Here is a 16,910-nt window from a genome sequence, read left to right as displayed (position 1 = left end):
GTCCAGGAGCCCAAGGCATGAATACCCCCCACCCCGCATCCGATCCGCTGGACGGCGGCCCCAGCGGCGAAGCCGGCTACGGCCGCGTCAGCGCCAAGGGACTGGACACCACCCACGGCGCCATCCTGTACCTGGAAGACGTCACGGTCAGCTTCGACGGTTTCAAGGCGCTCAACGGCCTGACGCTGGACATCGGCGTGGGCGAACTGCGCTGCATCATCGGTCCCAACGGCGCCGGCAAGACCACCATGATGGACGTGATCACCGGCAAGACCCGGCCCGCGTCCGGCAGCGCCTACTTCGGCCAGAGCATCGACCTGACCACGCTCAGCGAAACGCAGATCGCGCATGCGGGCATCGGCCGCAAGTTCCAGCGGCCCACGGTGTTCGAGCAGCACACGGTGTTCGAGAACCTGGAGCTGGCCATGCGCGCCGACAAGCGCGTGCGCCCCACACTGTTCGCGCGACTGAGCGGCGCGCAGGCCGACCGCATCGGCGAAACGCTGGACCTGGTGCGCCTGCGGCCCGAGGCGTTCCGCGAGGCCGGCCTGCTGTCGCACGGCCAGAAGCAATGGCTGGAGATCGGCATGCTGCTGATGCAGGAACCAAAGCTCCTGCTGCTGGACGAGCCGGTGGCCGGCATGACCGACGCCGAAACCGAACGCACCGGCGAGCTGCTCAATGCGCTGCGCGGCCGTCATTCGCTGATGGTGGTGGAGCACGACATGGACTTCGTCAACCAGATCGCCGGCGACGGCAAGGTCACGGTGCTGCACGAGGGCGCGGTGCTGGCCGAGGGGCCGATGGCCAAGGTACAGGCCGACCCCCGCGTGATCGAAGTGTATCTAGGGCGCTAGCGTGCCGTCCCACGGATACGCCCGCACGAAATCCCCCTAGCCGCGACGCCACGGAGAAAGACATGCTGGATGCGAACGGAATCGATCAATACTATGGCGGCAGCCACACGCTGCGCGGCGTGTCGCTGTCGGTGCGCCAGGGCGAGTGCCTGGCGCTGCTGGGACGCAATGGCGTGGGCAAGACCACGCTGCTCAAGTGCCTGATGGGCGTGCTGCCGGTGGCGCGCGGCGGCGTGTCGCTGGACGGCGCCGACATCACGCGGCTGGCGCCGCACCAGCGCGCCGCGCGCGGCATGGCCTATGTGCCGCAGGGGCGCGACATCTTCGCGCGGCTGACGGTAGAAGAGAACATCCTGATGGGCATGGCGACCAAGCCGGCCGCGCGCGCGCGGCGCATCAAGGAGGAAGTGTTCGCGCTGTTCCCCGTGCTGCGCGGCATGCTGTCGCGGCGCGGCGGCGATCTGTCGGGCGGACAGCAGCAACAGCTGGCGATCGCGCGGGCGCTGGTGGCCGAGCCCCGCCTCATCATCCTGGACGAACCCACCGAAGGGATACAGCCGTCCATCATCAAGGACATCGGACGCGTCATCCGCATGCTGCGCCAGCGCGGCGACATCGGCATCCTGTTGTGCGAGCAGTACTTCGACTTCGCCCGCGAGCTGGCCGACCGCTACGTGGTGCTGTCGCGCGGCGAGGTCGTGGCCAGCGGCGGCCGCGAAACCATGGACGGCGAGGACGTGCGCCGGCATCTGTCGGTCTAGGTAAAGAACCACGCCGGCGCATGCCGTGCGCGCCGGCGTCCGGGGGAGCCTTCCGGAACCGATTTCCCTGTCGGCGGGATCTTTGATCATTGCTTGAAATTAGGCCTGCGCGCGGATCTGCTCCGATATAATCCGCGCTCATGTGCTCCGCCTCCTTCCTGACCCGACCCGCCATATGGATCGCGCTCGCCGTGATCCTGTGGGCGTCGCTGGTCCCGTCGCTGGCGCGCGCATTCAGCCCGGCGCACCCGGCGCAGCGCGTGTCGGTGGAGTATTGCGCCCCCGACGGCGCGGGCCTGGTTCAGATCGACGTGCGCGCGGACGACAGCGGCCAGTCGCCGCAACACGATGCGCACGAAGGCAGCCAGCATTGCCCGTTCTGCCGCAACCAGCAAGCCGATATCGGCATCCTGCCCGATCCGGCGCCGCTGCTGCTGCCAGCCTCCCTGGCCCGCAAGGTCAGCTATCCCCCGCTCTACTACCAGTCGGCCCGGCCGCTGCATGCCTGGAGCGCGGCCCAGCCGCGCGCCCCGCCGGCCGCCTGACCGGCCACGCCTGATGCACCGCGCCGCGCGCCCATGCGCGTGAACCGCGCCTGACGGCTCCCCGCCGACCGCCCCTTCCGCTCCCGATCGATCCGCCCTTCCGTGGCCGGTCCGCCCGCGTGCTTGCGCGTCCGGTCCGCCTGGAACGCCGGGCGGCGACGGGTCCGCAGTCCTGGCTTGCCCTACCCGTCCGCGACACATCGCGCGGCTGCCGCCCCCCGGCGGCGCGAGCGCGCGGCATCCGATCATGAAACCTGCATACGCTTACCTCCTGCTGCTGGCCGCGCTCGCGCCCACGGCCCCCGCCCTGGCGCTCAGCGCCGATCCGTCGGTGGAAACGCTGGCGCCCACCGTCGTCTACGGCGACGCCGCCGCCGAGACGCCGCCCAATGGCCGCATCAACCTGGACGCCCGCGACGGCACCGGCAGCCGCCTGGGGCTGACGCTGCGCGAAACGCCCGCGTCCGTCACCGTGATCTCGCGCGAGCAGATCGAGGCGCGCGGCGCCGCCAACACCCAGGACATCGCGCGCGGCATCCCCGGCGTGGACAACGCCTCGCCGCCCGGCATGGCCGGCGCCGTCAGCTACCGCGGCTTCAGCGGCAGCCAGATCTCGCAGCTGTTCAACGGCATCTCGGTGCAGTACGACGCCATCGCCGCCCGCCCCATCGACAGCTGGATCTACGACCGTGTCGAGGCCATCGGCGGTCCATCCACCTTCCTGTTCGGCGCCGGCGCCGTGGGCGGCGCCATCAACTACGTGACCAAGCTGCCGGAACGCGACACGTTCTACGAAGGCCGCTTCCGTCTCGGCTCCTTCAACTCGCGGCAATATTCCGTCGGCCTGAACCAGCAGCTGGCCGGCGAGCCCGGCGGCCGCGGCCACTACCTGCGGCTGGACGCGAACACCGGCTCCAGCCAGGGCTGGGTCGACGGCAACCACTCCCGCGCCAGCCAGCTCGCGCTCTCGCTGCTGTCAGACCTGGGCAGCGACGTGACCCAGACCTGGGCCTTCGAATACCAGCGCGAAAAAGTCGACCGCCCCTACTGGGGCACGCCGCTCAAGACCGGCGCCAACGGCGTGGTCAGCGGCGAGGGCCACATCGAGGACGGCACCCGCTACAAGAACTACAACGTCAACGACGGCCTCTACGAGCAGTCGGTGCTGTGGGCGCGCTCGATCACCGAATGGCGCGCCAGCCCCGCGCTGACGTTCAAGAACACGCTGTACTACTACCGCGCCGACCGCGACTTCCGCAACCTGGAGACCTATCGCTTCAACGCCGGCAACACCCAGGTGCTGCGCTCGGGCGCGCTGCTGCAGCGGCACGAGCAGCGTCTGATCGGCAACCGGGTCGAGGGCCTGTACCGCTCGACCCTGGCCGGCCTGCCCAGCGACTGGTCCTTCGGCGCGGACTACAGCGTCAACAAGCAGACCCGCTATCCGACCAGCCTGCCCGGCCAGGTGGACGCCATCGATCCCTACGACTTCTCGCCGGGAGATTTCTACGACATCCCCGGCATGAAGCGCGGCCACGTCGCCGACCGCGACAACCGCATCCGCACGCTGGCCTTCACGCTGGAGAACCGTACCGAGGTGCTGCCCGGTCTGTCGCTGGTCTCGGCGCTGCGCAAGGACTTCATCGACGTGGATCTGACCAACCGCCGCGCCGTCACCGCCAGCTCGCCGGCCAGCGCCTCGCGCTCGTATTCGCCGCTGACCGGCCGGCTCGGCCTGAACTGGCAGCTCAGCCCGGAAGCCTCGCTGTACGCGCAATACGCCACCGCCGCCGATCCCCCGTCCGGCCTGATGGCCACGGCCTCGTTCGCCGACGTGCTGTACAACGACAAGCTGACCACTGGTCGCCAGGCCGAGGTCGGCGGCAAGTTCGATTTCTGGGACGGCCGCGGCTCGGCCACGGTGGCGCTGTACGACATCCGGCGCAAGAACATCTCGACGCCCGACGCCAACAACCCCGGCGTCAGCCTGCCGGTGGGCGAGCAGTCCTCGCGCGGCCTGGAGCTGGCAAGCGGCCTGCGGCTGAGCAGGCAGGTGACGCTGCAGGCCAACATAGCCTTCGTCGCGCCGCGCTACGACGACTTCTCGCAGACCGTCAACGGCGTGGCGGTGTCGCGCAACGGCAAGGTGCCGACCAACACGCCGCGCCGCATCGCCAATGTCTGGGTCGACTACGCCTTCCTGCCCGACTGGACCGCCAGCGCCGCCGCGCGCTATGTGGGCAAGACCTACGCCGACGCCGCCAACACCACCTGGGCGCCGGCCTACATGGTGTTCGACGCCGCCGTCTCGCACCGCATCGACCGGAACCTCACCGTGACCGCCCGCGTGCGCAACCTGACCGACAAGGTCTACGCGGCCAACGTCAGCAGCGCCGGCATGTTCTACCTGGGCGCGCCGCGCTCGTTCGAACTGACGCTGCAAGCGCGCTACTGAGGACCGCCATGAGCGCCCTGCCCCAGACCCGACCGCGCGCCGCGACCGGACCGTCGCTGGCCGCCCGCGCCAAGCGCTGGCTCTACCTGCTGCACCGCTGGGCCGGCATCACGCTGTGCCTGTTCTTCGCCATGTGGTTCATCTCCGGCGTGGTCATGATGTACGTGGGCTATCCCAAGCTCACGCCCGCCGAGCGCCTGGGGCACCTGGCGCCGCTGGATCCCGCCGGCGTCACGGTGACGCCGGCGCAGGCGCTGGCGGCGGCCGGGCTGGAAGACGGCGCCGCCCTGAGCCTGTCGGCCAGCCGCGCCGGCCAGGCCGTGTATATGGCCGGCGGCGGCCGGCGCGCGGCGCCCAAGGCGGTGGACGCCGCCAGCGGCGCGCTGTTGCCCGTGGCGGACGAGCGGGTGGCCGCCGCCACGGCCTCGGCCTGGTTCGGCGGGGCCTACCCGGTGCGGTACGCGGGCGCGGTGGACGAGGACGTCTACACGCACTCGCGCGCGCTGGATCCGCACCGGCCGCTGCACCGCGTCGACGCGGCCGATCCGGACCACACCCGGCTCTACATCTCCTCGGCCACCGGCGCCGTGGTGCTGGACGCCACCCGCGCCGAACGCGCCTGGAACTACGTGGGCGCCTGGATCCACTGGCTCTATCCATTCCGAGGCAACGCGCTGGACCGCTGGTGGCACGACATCGTGGTGTGGCTGTCGGTGGCGGGCGTGACGCTGGCGCTCACCGGCACCGTGGTGGGCCTGATGCGCTGGCGTTTCTCCCGCCCCTATGCCAGCGGCAGCCGCTCGCCGTACCGCGAGAACATGATGCGCTGGCATCATCTGAGCGGCCTGCTGTTCGCCGTCGTCACCATCACCTGGATCTTCAGCGGGCTGATGTCGATGAACCCCTGGAAACTCTTCGCCAGCAGCGCCGCCCCGCTGGCGCAGGCGGCCTATGAGGGCCCGCCCGCGCCCGCCGCCACGCTGGCCGCGCCCGCCGCGCTGATCGCGGCCTTGCCCGCCGCGCCCCGGGAACTGAGCTGGACGCGCGCGGCCGGGCAGAGCCTGGTTCAGGCGCGCATGGCGGCCGGCGCGCCGCTGCTGCTGTCGGCGTGGGAAGCGCGCCCCGCCGCGCTCGACCCCGCCGTGCTGCGCGCCGCGGCCGCCACGCTGCTGCCGGGCGCCCGGCTGGCCGAGGTGCAGACGCTGGAGCGCTACGACTTCTACTACTACGCGCGCGACGAGCACGCCATGCTGGGCCATGTGGAAAAGCCGCTGCCGGCCTGGCGGCTGGTCTATGACAACCCCGAGGCCAGCTGGGTCTACCTGGATCCGGCCACCGGACAGCTCATCAGCCGGCAGGATCGCGCCAACCGCGCCAGCCGCTGGCTGTTCGCCTTCCTGCACAGCTGGGACTGGACCGGCCTGCTGGCGCGCCGCCCACTGTGGGACGCGCTGCTGATCTTCCTGAGCCTGGGCGGGGCCGCGCTCAGCCTGACCGGCGTGGTGATCGGCTGGCGCCGGCTGGGGAAGAAGTTGCGGCACTGAACCCGGCGGCGGGCCGGGCGCGGCCTGGGAACGCGGCGCGGGATGCACTATGCTCCCAGCCTCGACCCCGCTAGGCCCAAGGAGCAGCCCATGTCCGACGTCATCATCTATCACAACCCCAAGTGCGGCACCTCCCGCAACACCCTGGCCATGATCCGCAACGCCGGCATCGAGCCGCAGGTCGTGCTGTACCTGGAAACCCCGCCCTCGCGCGCGCAACTGAAGGCGCTGTTCAAGCGCGCCGGCGTCAGCGTGCGCGACGCGCTGCGCGAAAAGGGCACGCCCTATGCCGAGCTGGGCCTGGACAACTCGGCCCTGGACGACGAAGCCCTGCTGGACGCCATCGAGGCCCATCCCATCCTGCTGAACCGCCCCTTCGTCAGCACGCCGCTGGGCGCGCGGCTGTGCCGCCCGTCGGAGCTGGTACTGGACATCCTGCCGGCGCCGCAGCAAGGCGCCTTCACCAAGGAAGACGGCGAGGCCGTGATCGACGCGCAGGGCAAGCGCATCCAGAAGTGAACGCGCCCGGCGCGGCGAGCGGCCACATCCAATACCCACTTTCAGGGATAGCCGCCGACGGCCGGGATCAGCACAATCCCAAGCGGGCAATTTCGCCCGCTCCCACCTGGCCCGCCACCATGACCGATCTGCCGCCCGTTCCCGCGCTCGCCCTGCCCGCCCCGGTGCTGGTGGTGGAAGACGAACCGCTGGTCCGCGCCCGGCTGGAACGGCTGCTGCACCAGCTGGGCTATCCCGCCGACGCGCTGCTGTTCGCCGGCTCGCTGGCCGAGGCCCGCGGCCGGCTGGCCGACGCGCCCGTCGCGCTGGCGCTGGTGGACCTGGGCCTGCCCGACGGCAACGGCATCGAGCTGATCGCCGAGCTGCGCGCGGCCGATCCGGCGCTGGGCATCCTGGTCATCTCGGCCTGGAGCACCGAGGACGCCATTCTGGCGGCGCTGCGCGCCGGCGCCACCGGCTACCTGCTGAAGGAACGCGACGACCTGGAAGTGCTGATCTCGCTGCGCAGCGTGCTGCGCGGCGGCGCGCCGATCGATCCCTTCGTCGCCCGCCGCATCATCGCGGAGCTGCGCCCCGCGCCCGCGCAGCCCGCCAGCCCGCCGCCCGGCGAAACGCTCAGCCCGCGCGAAGACCAGATCCTGCGCCTGGTGGCCGAAGGGTTGGGCAACCGGGAGATCGCCGACCAGCTGCATCTGTCCCGCTACACCGTCGAATGCCACATCAAGCACATCTACCGCAAGCTGGCGGTGTCCTCGCGCACCCGGGCCATCCACGCGGCGCGCTCGCGCGGCCTGCTCGATTGACGCGGCCGACGCCGGTGGCGCGGCGCGCCGGACAGGCGCTGGCCGCGATGCTCGGCCTGCTGGCGCTGCTGCTCCTGTGCGGCGGCGCGCGGGCGGCGACGGCCGATGCCGCCGGCGACTGCGCCGCGCGGATCCTGGACGTCCGCATCGCCCAGGCCCTGCCGGATGGCGCGCGGCCCGCCGACGGCCCGGCCTGGCGGCCGGTCACGCTGCCCGACGATTGGAGCGCGCGCTGGCCCGGCCATACCGGCAAGGCCTGGTACCGGATCGACTGGCGCTGTGACGGCGCGAGCCGCGCTCCGGCCGCGCTGGCGCTCGAATCCATCATCATGGCCGGCGAGGTCTACGCCAACGACGACCTGCTGTGGCGCGACGCCAGCCAGTCCGAGCCGCTGTCGCGCAGCTGGAACATGCCGCGCTACTGGCGCCTGCCCGAATCCGCGATGCGCGACGGCGTCAACACCATCTGGGTGCGCGTGGCCGGCGTCGCCGGCCAGCATCCGGGGCTGGGGCCGGTGTACCTGGGCGAGCCCGAGGCCATCGAACGCGGGCACGAGCAGCGCGTGTGGCGCAACCGCACGCTGTTCCATGTCAACCTGACCATCTCGGCGGCGCTGGGCCTGTTCTTCTTCAGCCTGTGGATCCTGCGTCCTCAACAATCCAGCCATGGCTGGTATGCGCTGACCGCGTTGTTCTGGGTGCTGTTCGCGGCCAACATCGTGGCCACCAGCCCCTGGCCCTTCGCCACCACGCTGGCCGCCGCGCGCGCCAACGCCATGGCGCTGACGCTGCACATCGCCTGCTTCTGCATGTTCACCTGGCGCTTCGCCGGCCGCTACCGACCTCGGCTGGAAAAAGTCATGTGGGTGGGCGTGGCGCTGTCGCTGGCGGCGCTGGCCTTCGTGCCCGACGACGTCCAGCCCTCGGCGCAATTCGTCATCGTGATGGCCCTGACGACGCTGTTCTGCCTGAACTGCCTGCACTTCTCCATCCAGGCCCTGCGCGGCCGCGACCGCGAACAGCAGTTGCTGGCCGCCTGCCTGCTGGTATTCCTGGGCGCTGCCGTGCACGACCTGCTGCTGCTGTTCAAGCGGATAGACGGCCTGTCCTACATTCCCTACACCAGCATCGCGGTGCTGATCGGCATGTCCGCCGTCCAGGGATTGCGCCACGCGCGCAGCGTGCGCCGCATCGAGCGCTTCAACGAGGAACTGGAGATATCCGTGCAGCGGGCCCGCGATGAGCTGGCCGTCACGCTGGCCCGCGAACACGAGCTGGCGCTGGCCCACAGCCGGCTGCAGGACCGGCTGGATATCGCGCGCGACCTGCACGACGGATTGGGCGGCTCGCTGGTCCGCATGACGGCCCTGGTCGAACAGTCCGGCGCGCCGCTGCAGAACCGGCAGTTCCTGTCCATGCTCAACCTGCTGCGCAACGACCTGCGCCAGACCATAGACAGCGGCGCCAGCGCCGACATGAAACCGCCCGCCACGCCGCGCGAATGGATCGCGCCGCTGCGCCACCGCTACACGCAGCTGTTCGACGAGCTGGGCATCGAAGTCCGCTGGGATGTTCCCGCCTCCTGGATCGTCCCGCCCTCCGCCTTGCAGTGCCTGGCGCTGACCCGGCTGATCGAGGAAGGACTGACCAACGTCATCAAGCACAGCCGCGCCGGGCGCGTCGCGGTGCGCCTGGCGCAGCCCGGCCCCCGGGCGCTGGAACTCATGGTCGAGGACGACGGCGCGGGCTTCGACGTGGCCGCCGTGTGCCAGGCCGGCATCAGCGTCGGCATGCGCAGCATGTCCACGCGCATCGCCCGGGTCGGCGGCAGCTTGCGGATCGATTCCGCGCCCGGCCGCACGCGCCTGACCGCCAGCCTGACCCTGGAGGCGGAAGACGCCGGGACGGCCCCGGCGACGGCTTCGGCGCAAGATGTATCGAAAAATCGCATCCAGACGTAATTCCGGGAACTCAGCCACACATTTGCAAGGTTTTTGACGGCAAATCCCACTACCATCGCGGTCATCCACAAATTTCAGCAAGATGACGCGTCATGGATACGCTTGAACACCTGAACCAGTCCCTATTTCTTCTGATCAACGCCGACCCGGCCTCGCCCGCCTGGCGCATCCAGGCAGGGATGTTCATCGCCAACCGGCTGATCCTGCTGGTGCCGGCGGCGCTCGCCGGACTCTGGCTGTGGGGCGGCCAGCCGCAGCGCGGCCTGGTGCTCAAGACGCTGACCAGCATCGGCGTGGCGCTGTTCATCAGCTATCTGTGCGGAGCGCTGTGGCCGCATCCACGACCCTTCACCATCGGCCTGGGCCATGCCTTCTTCGCACACAAGGCCACCTCCTCCTTCCCCAGCAACCACACCATCATCATCGCCACGCTGGCCTTCACGCTGCTGTTCGACCGGCGCTGGGCGGGCTGGGGCTGGGCCACGCTGGCGCTGGCGGCCGTGGTCGGCCTGTCGCGCGTCTACCTGGGCGTGCACTTCCCGCTGGACATCGCCGGCGGCCTGCTGCTGGCGCCGCTGGCCGCCGCGCTGGTGGTGCCCGTGTGGCGGCGCGTGGGCACCCCCGTGACCGCGGCGTGCCAGGCGCTGCACGGCAAGCTGCTGGCCCTGCCGATCGCGCGCGGCTGGATCCGCGCCTAGGGGCGCCGGAACGATCCCGGGACCGTTCCTCGCGCCGTCCTCAGGCCGGCGCGAAACCCGCCGCGCCTTCGTGCTCCAGCAGCCAGCGCTTGCGGTGCAAGCCGCCACCGTAGCCGGTAAGCGCGGCGTTGGCGCCGATCACACGATGGCATGGCACCACGATGCCGATCGGATTCGCGCCGTTGGCGGCGCCCACGGCGCGCACCGCCTCGGGCCGGCCGATGCGCTCGGCGAGCCGGCCATAGTTGAGATGGCTGCCCGCCGGAATGCCGCGCAACGCCGCCCATACCTCACGCTGGAACACGGTGCCGCCCATGGCCACCTCCACGGCGTCGATGGCATCGATCCGACCGTCGAAATACGCTTCCAGGCAGCGGCCCGCCTCGGAGGCCGCCGTCGCCGGCCGCAAGGCGACCGCTTCCTTGCCATACTGCCGCCCCAACAGTTTGTGCATGCGGCTTTCATAGTCGTCCCAATCGACGGCGCGCAGCCGTCCTTGCGCGTCGGTCAGCACCAACATCACGCCGATGGGCGTCTTCAGGCGTTCTTCGAAAAAAAGATGGGCGGACATGGCGCGGACTTCCATAGCGGAAAGGAACAAGGACCGAATCGCCGGCGACAGGCGGCGCGACCGCGCGGCCAGGACAGGCATTCGCAACAGAATATAGGGTCCGCGCCGGACTCCTGCTCGCGGTTTTCGGACATCAGTGTCGGCCGGACAACACGGTCCGAAAACCGCTAGAACGCCATCCCGGACCGGCGTTAGCATGGCCGCATGAATCTCGATCACGACGCCTGCTACAGCGCCATCCGCGTGCGCGACGCCCGCTACGATGGACGCTTCTTCACCGCGGTCAAGACCACGCGCATCTATTGCCGCCCGGTCTGTCCGGCGCGCACGCCGCTGTCGCGCAATGTCGTCTTCTACGCCACGGCCGCGGCCGCGCAGGAGGCCGGCTTCCATCCCTGCCTGCGCTGCCGCCCGGAAATCGCGCCCGCCGCCGGCCCCGCGCCGGGGCTGCCCGCCAGCGTGGCGCGCGCGTTGCAGCTGATCGAGCTGGGCGCGCTGGACGACGGCGACCTGGATGCGCTGGCCGCCCGGACCGGCGTCGGCGCGCGCCAGCTGCGGCGGCAGTTCCGCGAGCACCTGGGCGCCTCTCCCGTCGCCGTCGCCCAGACCCGCCGCGTGCTGCTGGCCAAGCAACTGATCCACGAGACGCGCCTGCCCATGGCCGAGATCGCGTTCGCCTCGGGCTTTGGCAGCATCCGCCGCTTCAACGAGCGCTTCCAGCAGCTGTTCGACCGCCCGCCCGGCGCCTTGCGCCGTTCCTCGCAGCCGGACGTACCGGCCGGACCCGAGGGCGAGATCCGGCTGCTGCTGCGCTATCGACCGCCCTACGATTGGGACGCGATGCTGGACTTCCTGCGGCTGCGCGCCATCGCCGGCATCGAACAGGTGCAGGGACGCCGCTACACGCGCAGCATCAGCCTGGACGGCGCGCAGGGCACGGTGGCGGTGGAACCCGGCAAGGGCGACGCGCTGCTGGCCACCGTGCGCTTTCCCCGGCTGCCATCCCTGCCCGTGATCATCGCCCGCCTGCGGCGGCAATTCGACCTGGACAGCGATCCGGCCGCCATCGCGGCGCAGCTGTCGCATGACCCGGTGCTGGCGGCGCTGACGGCGGCCCGGCCCGGCTTGCGCATCCCCGGCGCCTGGGATGGCTTCGAACTGGCGATGCGCGCCGTGCTGGGCCAGCAGATCACCGTGGTCGCCGCGATCCGCCTGGGCGGCAAGCTGGTGGCGGCGCATGGCGCGCCGCTGGCGCGGCCGCAGGACGGCCTGACGCATGTATTCCCGGAGCCGGCCGCCATCGCGGCCGCCGACCTGGCGCCGCTGGGCATGCCGCGCAGCCGCGCGCGCACGCTGTCGGCCGTGGCCTCGGCGGCGCTGGCGGACCCGACGCTGTTCGAGGCTGGCAACGACCTGGACGTCTCGGTCAGGCGCCTGCGGGAAATCTGGGGAGTCGGGGAATGGACGGCGCAGTACATCGCGCTGCGCCTGCTGCGCGAGCCGGACGCGTTCCCGGCGGCCGACATCGGCCTGATCCGGGCGCTGGAAGCGCTGGAATCGCGCAGCTATACGGCGGCGGAACTGCTGGAGCGCTCGGCCGCATGGCGGCCCTGGCGGGCCTACGCGGCCCAGCAGCTTTGGGCGCAGGGCGCGGCGGGCTGAGGCCGGCCTCCCCGCAATGCCCGGAACGCATGCCGCCGGGCCGCGTGGACGCGGCCCGAAGCCCGGGTCTCAGTCGCGGAAATTCTCGAACTGCAGCGGCAGGTCGACGTCGGTCTTCTTCAGCAGCGCGATCGCGGTCTGCAGGTCATCGCGCTTCTTGCCGGTGATGCGCAGCTTGTCGCCGTTGATCTGCGATTCGACCTTGAGCTTGGCGGCCTTGATGGCGGCGATGAGTTTCTTGGCCACGGGCTGTTCGATGCCCTGCTTGATGGTGACCTTCTGGCGCGCGCCGCCCAGGTTCTCCAGCGGATCGGCCACATCCAGACAGCGCACGTCGATGCCGCGCGCCGACAGCCGGCCGCGCAAGATGTCCAGCATCTGCTTGAGCTGGAAGGCGCTGGACGCCACCTGAGTCACGACAAAGCCTTCCAGTTCGAACTTGGCGTCCGTTCCCTTGAAATCGAAACGGGTGGCCAGCTCGCGGTTGGCCTGATCGATGGCGTTGGTCAGTTCGTGTTTGTCGACTTCGGAGACGACGTCGAAACTAGGCATGACGCGAAAATCCTGTGGGTAGAGAGATGAAGGGAAAATGCCTGGGCCAGCCGCCCGGCGGCCGGCCCGAAACCCCTATTCTACCGGCGGCGCGGCCCCGGAACGGAACCGCGCCGCCGCCCCTCAGGCGGTCAGCACCAGCACCCGGCCCGGCGCCAGCGGATGCGGCACCACCTGGGCGGCGATGCCATAGGCCAGGTGCAGGCTGGCCGGCGTCAGTACCTGCGACGGCGGTCCGGACGCGATGGCGCGTCCACCGCCGAGCAGCAGCAGCCGGTCGCACCAGCGCGCGGCCAGGTTCATGTCGTGCAGGATCACCAGCACGCCCACGCGCTCGTCGCGCGCCAGGTCCGCCGCCACGCGCAGCAGCTCGCCCTGATGCCTGGGATCCAGACTGGCGGTCGGCTCGTCCAGCAGCAGGTAGCGCGCCTCGCCCTCGACGCGCGCCGCCAGGCACTGGGTCAGCACGCGCGCGAACTGCACGCGCTGCTGCTCACCGCCCGACAGTTCGGGATAACGGCGCGCGCGCAGATGGGTGGCGTCGGCCAGCGCCAGCGTCCTGTCCACCAGCGCCTCCACGGCCGCGGGCGGCAGCTCGGGAAAGGGGTAGGCGCCCATCGCCACCACCTCGGCCACGCCCAGGTCGAAGCCCAGCCCCGGTTTCTGCGGCAGCACGGCGCGCCGGCGCGCCAGCCGCGCGGGCGCCATGCCGGACAGATCCTCCCCGTCCAGGCGCAACGCGCCCTCGCCGGCGCGCAACTCGGCGGCCAGCGCGCCCAGCAGCGTCGACTTGCCGGCGCCGTTGGCGCCCAGCAGGCCCACCACTTCGCCCGGCCCCAGCGCCAGCGACACGCGGTCCAGCACGCGCGCGCCGCCGCGCGACAGGATGACGTTTTCCGCGGCCAGCGTCATCCGACCCTCCTGCTCCGCGCCAGCAGCCACAGGAAGAAGGGGCCGCCGACCAGTCCCGTGATCAGCCCGATGGGCAATTCGGCCGGCGTCAACGCCACGCGCGAGGCCCAGTCAGCCAGCACCAGGGCCAGACCGCCGCCCGCCACGCTGGCCGGCAACAGCCAGCGGTGGTTGGCGCCCAGCGTCATGCGCGCCAGGTGCGGCACCACCAGCCCCACGAAGACGATGCTGCCGGTCACGGCGACCAGCGGGCCGATGATGAGCGCGCTGGCCAGCACCAGGCGCACGCGCAGCGGCTTGAGCGCGTAGCCCAGGTGCTGGGCCTCGCGCTCGCCCAGCAGCAGCGCGTTCATGGCGCGCCACTGCGTCATCATCCAGGCCGACAGCAGCGCCACCCAGGGGCCCAGGAAGGCCAGCAGCGTCCAGTTGGCGCGCGCCAGGCTGCCCATGTTCCAGAAGGTCAGGTCGCGCAGCTGGGCGTCGTTGGCCATGAAAGTCAGCAGCCCGATCAGGCTGAAGGCGACCGCCGTGATGGCCACGCCGGCCAGCAGCAGGCCCGCCACGCCCGGCACGCGCCGGCCCACCGCATAGGCGCACAACGTGGCCAGCAGGCTGCCGGCGAAGGCCGCCGGCGCGGTGATCCAGAAGCCGCCGGCCGTCAGCACGATGGCGCCGACCGCGCCCAGCGCGCCGCCGGCGGTGATGCCGATCAGGCCCGGCTCGGCCAGCGGATTGCGGAACAGCGCCTGCATGGCCGCCCCCGAAACGGCCAAGCCCGCACCCGCCACCACGGCGAACAGCACGCGCGGCAGGCGGATGTCGATCAACACATTGCGCCACAGCACCTGATCGGGCGCGGGCTCGCCCCAGAGCAGCGCCGGCAGCGCGCGCAGCGGAATGGACACGGCCCCGCTGGCGCTGGCGGCCAGCACGGCGATCGCCAGCGCCAGACAGATCAGCGCCACCGAGCGCGGCGCGCTAGCGCGCCATGACATTCGCCACCTCTTGCTTGAGCTGCGTCAGCGCCTGCGGCAGGCGCGGTCCCAGCCCCAGCAGCAGCAGGTCGTCCATGACCACCACGCGCCGCTTCGCCGCCGCCTCGGTCGAGGCCAGGCCGGGCAGGCCCAGGAGCGCGTCCAGCCCGCCGCTGGCCTCGACCGACATGCTGGTCACGATCAGCACGTCGGGCGCCAGCGCGCCCACGGCCTCGGCCGACAGCGGCTTGTAGCCCTGCTGGCCTTGCATCACGTTGACCAGACCGGCCAGCGCCATGAGCTGGCTGGCCGCGGTGTCGCGCCCCGCCGCCTGCGGCGCGCCGCCACGATTGATCAGCAGCATGGCGCGCGCGGGCCTGCCGGGCAGCGCCTCGGCGCGGGCCAGCTCGCGGCCCAGATCCTCGATCATGCGCTCGCCGGCCGGCCGCGCATCCAGCGCCTCGGCCACGGCGCGGATGCGCGCCTTGAGCGAATCGACCGAAGGCTGGTCGGGCACCGTCACCACGCGCACGCCGACCTCGCCCAGGCGCTTGAGTGCGTCCGGCGGACCGGCCTGCTCCGAAGCCAGCACCAGATCCGGCTTGAGCGACAGCACGCCCTCGACCGGCACGGCGCGGTAGTAGCCCACGCTGGGCAGCCGGCGGGCTTCGGGCGGATACAGGCTGGATTGGTCGTCGCCGACCAGCCGCGCGCCCTGGCCCAGTCCGTACACGATCTCGGTGACGCTGCCGCCCAGCGTGACCACGCGCTCGGGCGCGGCCTGGGCCACGCATAGCCCGGCCAGCCAGGCCGCCGCGACGGCGGACAGGCGCGCAGGCAGCCGGCGCGGCGAACGCACGCGGGCGAACCATCCGGAGAAGGGGCGAGGCATCGGAGTCTTGCGCATCATCGGCATGTCCTCATACGGCCAGCGGCACGGCGCACAGGCCGCTCATCAGCTCGCGCCAGCCGGGCAGCTCGGGCTTGCCGGGCTTGCGCTCGCCGAAGAACTGGGCAATCAGGTCGCCGTTGGCGGCATACAGCTCCAGCGACGTGACCCAGCCGTCGGAGGTCGGCTTGTTCACCACCCAGGACGAGGCGATGGCGGTGGTGTCCAGGTGCAGGTTGAACTTCGGATCCAGCACGTTGTACCAGGGGCCGGTGCGGCGCAGCTGGCGCACCGGGCCGGTGTGGATCTGGATCATGCCTCGGTTGCCCACGAAGCACATGATGGACAGGCCCGAGGCAGCCGCCGACTCCAGCGCGCGTTCGACGGCGTCGGCCGGCACCTGCTGGGCCAGATCCTCGCCGGCGGCGGCCAGCGCCGCCAGCCGGGTGATCTTGAACTTGCGCAGCAGCGGGAAGAACTCGTGCGTGTCCTTCATGCCCAGCCAGGCGGCGCGCCACTGCTCGCCATCGGCCACGCTGGCGGCGTCGGACGCGGGCGCGGCCGGCGTGCTTTCCGGCCACCGCGACGGACCCGCGTGACGCGCGACCAGCGCGTCGTAGGCGGCCACATCGGTGGCCTCGGTGCGATACACCTTGTGCACGGCCACGCCCTCGCCGTCGAAGAACTGCAGGCTGTGCCGCCCGTCCTGCTCCACGGCCCAGGCCGAGCGCCAGCACGAGAAGAACACGCGCAGGTCGATGTCCGGCCCCAGCACCAGCCCGACCGGACCGTCGGCCTGGATGTCCAGGTAGCGGCCGTGGCGTTCGTGCACGCACCAGTCGTTGCGCGTCAGCGCCATGACCTCGCCCAGCGTGCTCAGGTCGCGGAAGATGGCCTGGGGCTCGCCGTGCAGCGCGGTCGCCTTGACGCCGCCACAGCCGGCGGCGACCCACTGCGCCTCGGACACGCCCAGCGCCTGGGCCAGGTTGCGGGCGCGCAGCTTGGGCTGTTCGGCCGCCAGGGCCTCGTTGCGGGCGCGCAGTTCGGCGGCGCGGGTGTCGAAATCGATGTTGCTCATGTCTGGCCCTCCGGCCTGAAAGGGGGTGATGGAAAGGATGTCGGATCGTCGGCGGCGATACCGCCGTCGCCCTTGCCCGTCATGCACCGTGAAGCGATGCGCCATGCGGGCAGGGGCGGCGGCCTATCG

16 protein-coding genes are annotated in these 16,910 nt (G+C 71.2%); 10 read left to right on the top strand and 6 right to left on the bottom strand.

Annotated elements, in window-relative coordinates; translation table 11 throughout:
- The first annotated feature begins 17 nt into the window (after nucleotides 1–17).
- From urtD to AC6LJ5_RS22740, 9 genes are all read left to right on the top strand, one after another.
- Nucleotides 18–857, top strand: coding sequence for an urea ABC transporter ATP-binding protein UrtD (urtD, locus tag AC6LJ5_RS22780; RefSeq protein ID WP_498141702.1), 840 nt, complete (start codon nucleotides 18–20; stop codon nucleotides 855–857).
- A 62-nt stretch (nucleotides 858–919) separates the two neighbouring features.
- On the top strand, nucleotides 920–1,618 hold the full coding sequence (gene urtE, locus AC6LJ5_RS22775; protein WP_498141701.1) for an urea ABC transporter ATP-binding subunit UrtE: 699 nt from the start codon (nucleotides 920–922) through the stop codon (nucleotides 1,616–1,618).
- A 140-nt stretch (nucleotides 1,619–1,758) separates the two neighbouring features.
- A complete protein-coding gene (locus AC6LJ5_RS22770) occupies nucleotides 1,759–2,163 on the top strand; it encodes a DUF2946 family protein (RefSeq protein ID WP_103275940.1) in 405 nt (134 codons plus the stop codon).
- Nucleotides 2,164–2,410: 247 nt separating this feature from the next.
- Nucleotides 2,411–4,618 (top strand): TonB-dependent receptor, encoded by a 2,208-nt coding sequence (locus AC6LJ5_RS22765; protein ID WP_498141700.1) that lies wholly within the window; start codon nucleotides 2,411–2,413, stop codon nucleotides 4,616–4,618.
- Nucleotides 4,619–4,626: 8 nt separating this feature from the next.
- Nucleotides 4,627–6,162, top strand: coding sequence for a PepSY domain-containing protein (locus tag AC6LJ5_RS22760; protein WP_498141699.1), 1,536 nt, complete (start codon nucleotides 4,627–4,629; stop codon nucleotides 6,160–6,162).
- Nucleotides 6,163–6,252: 90 nt separating this feature from the next.
- Nucleotides 6,253–6,681 carry an arsenate reductase (glutaredoxin) gene (arsC, locus tag AC6LJ5_RS22755; protein WP_498141698.1) on the top strand — a complete coding sequence of 143 codons (429 nt, stop codon included), beginning with the start codon at nucleotides 6,253–6,255 and terminating at the stop codon, nucleotides 6,679–6,681.
- 119 nt (nucleotides 6,682–6,800) lie between these two features.
- Nucleotides 6,801–7,484: a response regulator transcription factor gene (locus tag AC6LJ5_RS22750; protein WP_103275944.1), complete on the top strand. Its 684-nt coding sequence runs from the start codon at nucleotides 6,801–6,803 to the stop codon at nucleotides 7,482–7,484.
- A 47-nt stretch (nucleotides 7,485–7,531) separates the two neighbouring features.
- On the top strand, nucleotides 7,532–9,445 hold the full coding sequence (locus AC6LJ5_RS22745; RefSeq protein ID WP_498141704.1) for a sensor histidine kinase: 1,914 nt from the start codon (nucleotides 7,532–7,534) through the stop codon (nucleotides 9,443–9,445).
- 92 nt (nucleotides 9,446–9,537) lie between these two features.
- The gene (locus AC6LJ5_RS22740; protein ID WP_498141697.1) at nucleotides 9,538–10,143 is read left to right on the top strand and encodes a phosphatase PAP2 family protein; all 606 of its coding nucleotides are present in this window, start codon (nucleotides 9,538–9,540) and stop codon (nucleotides 10,141–10,143) included.
- Nucleotides 10,144–10,183: 40 nt separating this feature from the next.
- On the opposite strand, the gene ogt is transcribed toward AC6LJ5_RS22740, so the two are convergent.
- Entirely contained in the window at nucleotides 10,184–10,714 is a 531-nt protein-coding gene (gene ogt / locus AC6LJ5_RS22735; protein WP_103276634.1) for a methylated-DNA--[protein]-cysteine S-methyltransferase, read from the bottom strand.
- A gap of 204 nt (nucleotides 10,715–10,918) precedes the next feature.
- Between ogt and AC6LJ5_RS22730 the strand changes: the two genes are divergently transcribed.
- Nucleotides 10,919–12,376, top strand: coding sequence for an AlkA N-terminal domain-containing protein (locus AC6LJ5_RS22730; protein WP_103275947.1), 1,458 nt, complete (start codon nucleotides 10,919–10,921; stop codon nucleotides 12,374–12,376).
- 69 nt (nucleotides 12,377–12,445) lie between these two features.
- On the opposite strand, the gene AC6LJ5_RS22725 is transcribed toward AC6LJ5_RS22730, so the two are convergent.
- The 5 genes from AC6LJ5_RS22725 to AC6LJ5_RS22705 form a co-directional block, all read right to left on the bottom strand.
- Entirely contained in the window at nucleotides 12,446–12,928 is a 483-nt protein-coding gene (locus tag AC6LJ5_RS22725) for a YajQ family cyclic di-GMP-binding protein (RefSeq protein ID WP_103275948.1), read from the bottom strand.
- A gap of 123 nt (nucleotides 12,929–13,051) precedes the next feature.
- Nucleotides 13,052–13,840 (bottom strand): heme ABC transporter ATP-binding protein, encoded by a 789-nt coding sequence (locus tag AC6LJ5_RS22720; RefSeq protein ID WP_498141696.1) that lies wholly within the window; start codon nucleotides 13,838–13,840, stop codon nucleotides 13,052–13,054.
- A complete protein-coding gene (locus AC6LJ5_RS22715) occupies nucleotides 13,837–14,835 on the bottom strand; it encodes a FecCD family ABC transporter permease (protein ID WP_498141695.1) in 999 nt (332 codons plus the stop codon). The genes AC6LJ5_RS22720 and AC6LJ5_RS22715 overlap by 4 nt, the downstream gene beginning before the upstream one ends.
- On the bottom strand, nucleotides 14,819–15,721 hold the full coding sequence (locus AC6LJ5_RS22710; RefSeq protein WP_369869803.1) for a heme/hemin ABC transporter substrate-binding protein: 903 nt from the start codon (nucleotides 15,719–15,721) through the stop codon (nucleotides 14,819–14,821). The genes AC6LJ5_RS22715 and AC6LJ5_RS22710 overlap by 17 nt, the downstream gene beginning before the upstream one ends.
- A 13-nt stretch (nucleotides 15,722–15,734) precedes the next feature.
- Nucleotides 15,735–16,781 carry a hemin-degrading factor gene (locus AC6LJ5_RS22705; protein WP_498141694.1) on the bottom strand — a complete coding sequence of 349 codons (1,047 nt, stop codon included), beginning with the start codon at nucleotides 16,779–16,781 and terminating at the stop codon, nucleotides 15,735–15,737.
- Nucleotides 16,782–16,910 lie beyond the last annotated feature (129 nt).

The organism is Achromobacter sp. 1011791174 (genome assembly GCF_059760925.1).
This window is presented reverse-complemented; position numbering and strand designations above follow the sequence as displayed.

What these genes read in the sequence shown, in the direction of transcription:
- AC6LJ5_RS22745 (WP_498141704.1), top strand. Translation starts at nt 7,532, where the DNA reads ATGCTCGGCCTGCTGGCGCTGCTGCTCCTGTGCGGCGGCGCGCGGGCG.
- AC6LJ5_RS22760 (WP_498141699.1), top strand. Translation starts at nt 4,627, where the DNA reads ATGAGCGCCCTGCCCCAGACCCGACCGCGCGCCGCGACCGGACCGTCG.
- AC6LJ5_RS22750 (WP_103275944.1), top strand. Translation starts at nt 6,801, where the DNA reads ATGACCGATCTGCCGCCCGTTCCCGCGCTCGCCCTGCCCGCCCCGGTG.
- AC6LJ5_RS22715 (WP_498141695.1), bottom strand. Translation starts at nt 14,835, where the DNA reads ATGTCATGGCGCGCTAGCGCGCCGCGCTCGGTGGCGCTGATCTGTCTG.
- AC6LJ5_RS22710 (WP_369869803.1), bottom strand. Translation starts at nt 15,721, where the DNA reads ATGCGCAAGACTCCGATGCCTCGCCCCTTCTCCGGATGGTTCGCCCGC.
- arsC (WP_498141698.1), top strand. Translation starts at nt 6,253, where the DNA reads ATGTCCGACGTCATCATCTATCACAACCCCAAGTGCGGCACCTCCCGC.
- ogt (WP_103276634.1), bottom strand. Translation starts at nt 10,714, where the DNA reads ATGTCCGCCCATCTTTTTTTCGAAGAACGCCTGAAGACGCCCATCGGC.
- urtE (WP_498141701.1), top strand. Translation starts at nt 920, where the DNA reads ATGCTGGATGCGAACGGAATCGATCAATACTATGGCGGCAGCCACACG.
- AC6LJ5_RS22725 (WP_103275948.1), bottom strand. Translation starts at nt 12,928, where the DNA reads ATGCCTAGTTTCGACGTCGTCTCCGAAGTCGACAAACACGAACTGACC.
- AC6LJ5_RS22730 (WP_103275947.1), top strand. Translation starts at nt 10,919, where the DNA reads ATGAATCTCGATCACGACGCCTGCTACAGCGCCATCCGCGTGCGCGAC.
- AC6LJ5_RS22770 (WP_103275940.1), top strand. Translation starts at nt 1,759, where the DNA reads ATGTGCTCCGCCTCCTTCCTGACCCGACCCGCCATATGGATCGCGCTC.
- AC6LJ5_RS22765 (WP_498141700.1), top strand. Translation starts at nt 2,411, where the DNA reads ATGAAACCTGCATACGCTTACCTCCTGCTGCTGGCCGCGCTCGCGCCC.
- urtD (WP_498141702.1), top strand. Translation starts at nt 18, where the DNA reads ATGAATACCCCCCACCCCGCATCCGATCCGCTGGACGGCGGCCCCAGC.
- AC6LJ5_RS22720 (WP_498141696.1), bottom strand. Translation starts at nt 13,840, where the DNA reads ATGACGCTGGCCGCGGAAAACGTCATCCTGTCGCGCGGCGGCGCGCGC.
- AC6LJ5_RS22740 (WP_498141697.1), top strand. Translation starts at nt 9,538, where the DNA reads ATGGATACGCTTGAACACCTGAACCAGTCCCTATTTCTTCTGATCAAC.
- AC6LJ5_RS22705 (WP_498141694.1), bottom strand. Translation starts at nt 16,781, where the DNA reads ATGAGCAACATCGATTTCGACACCCGCGCCGCCGAACTGCGCGCCCGC.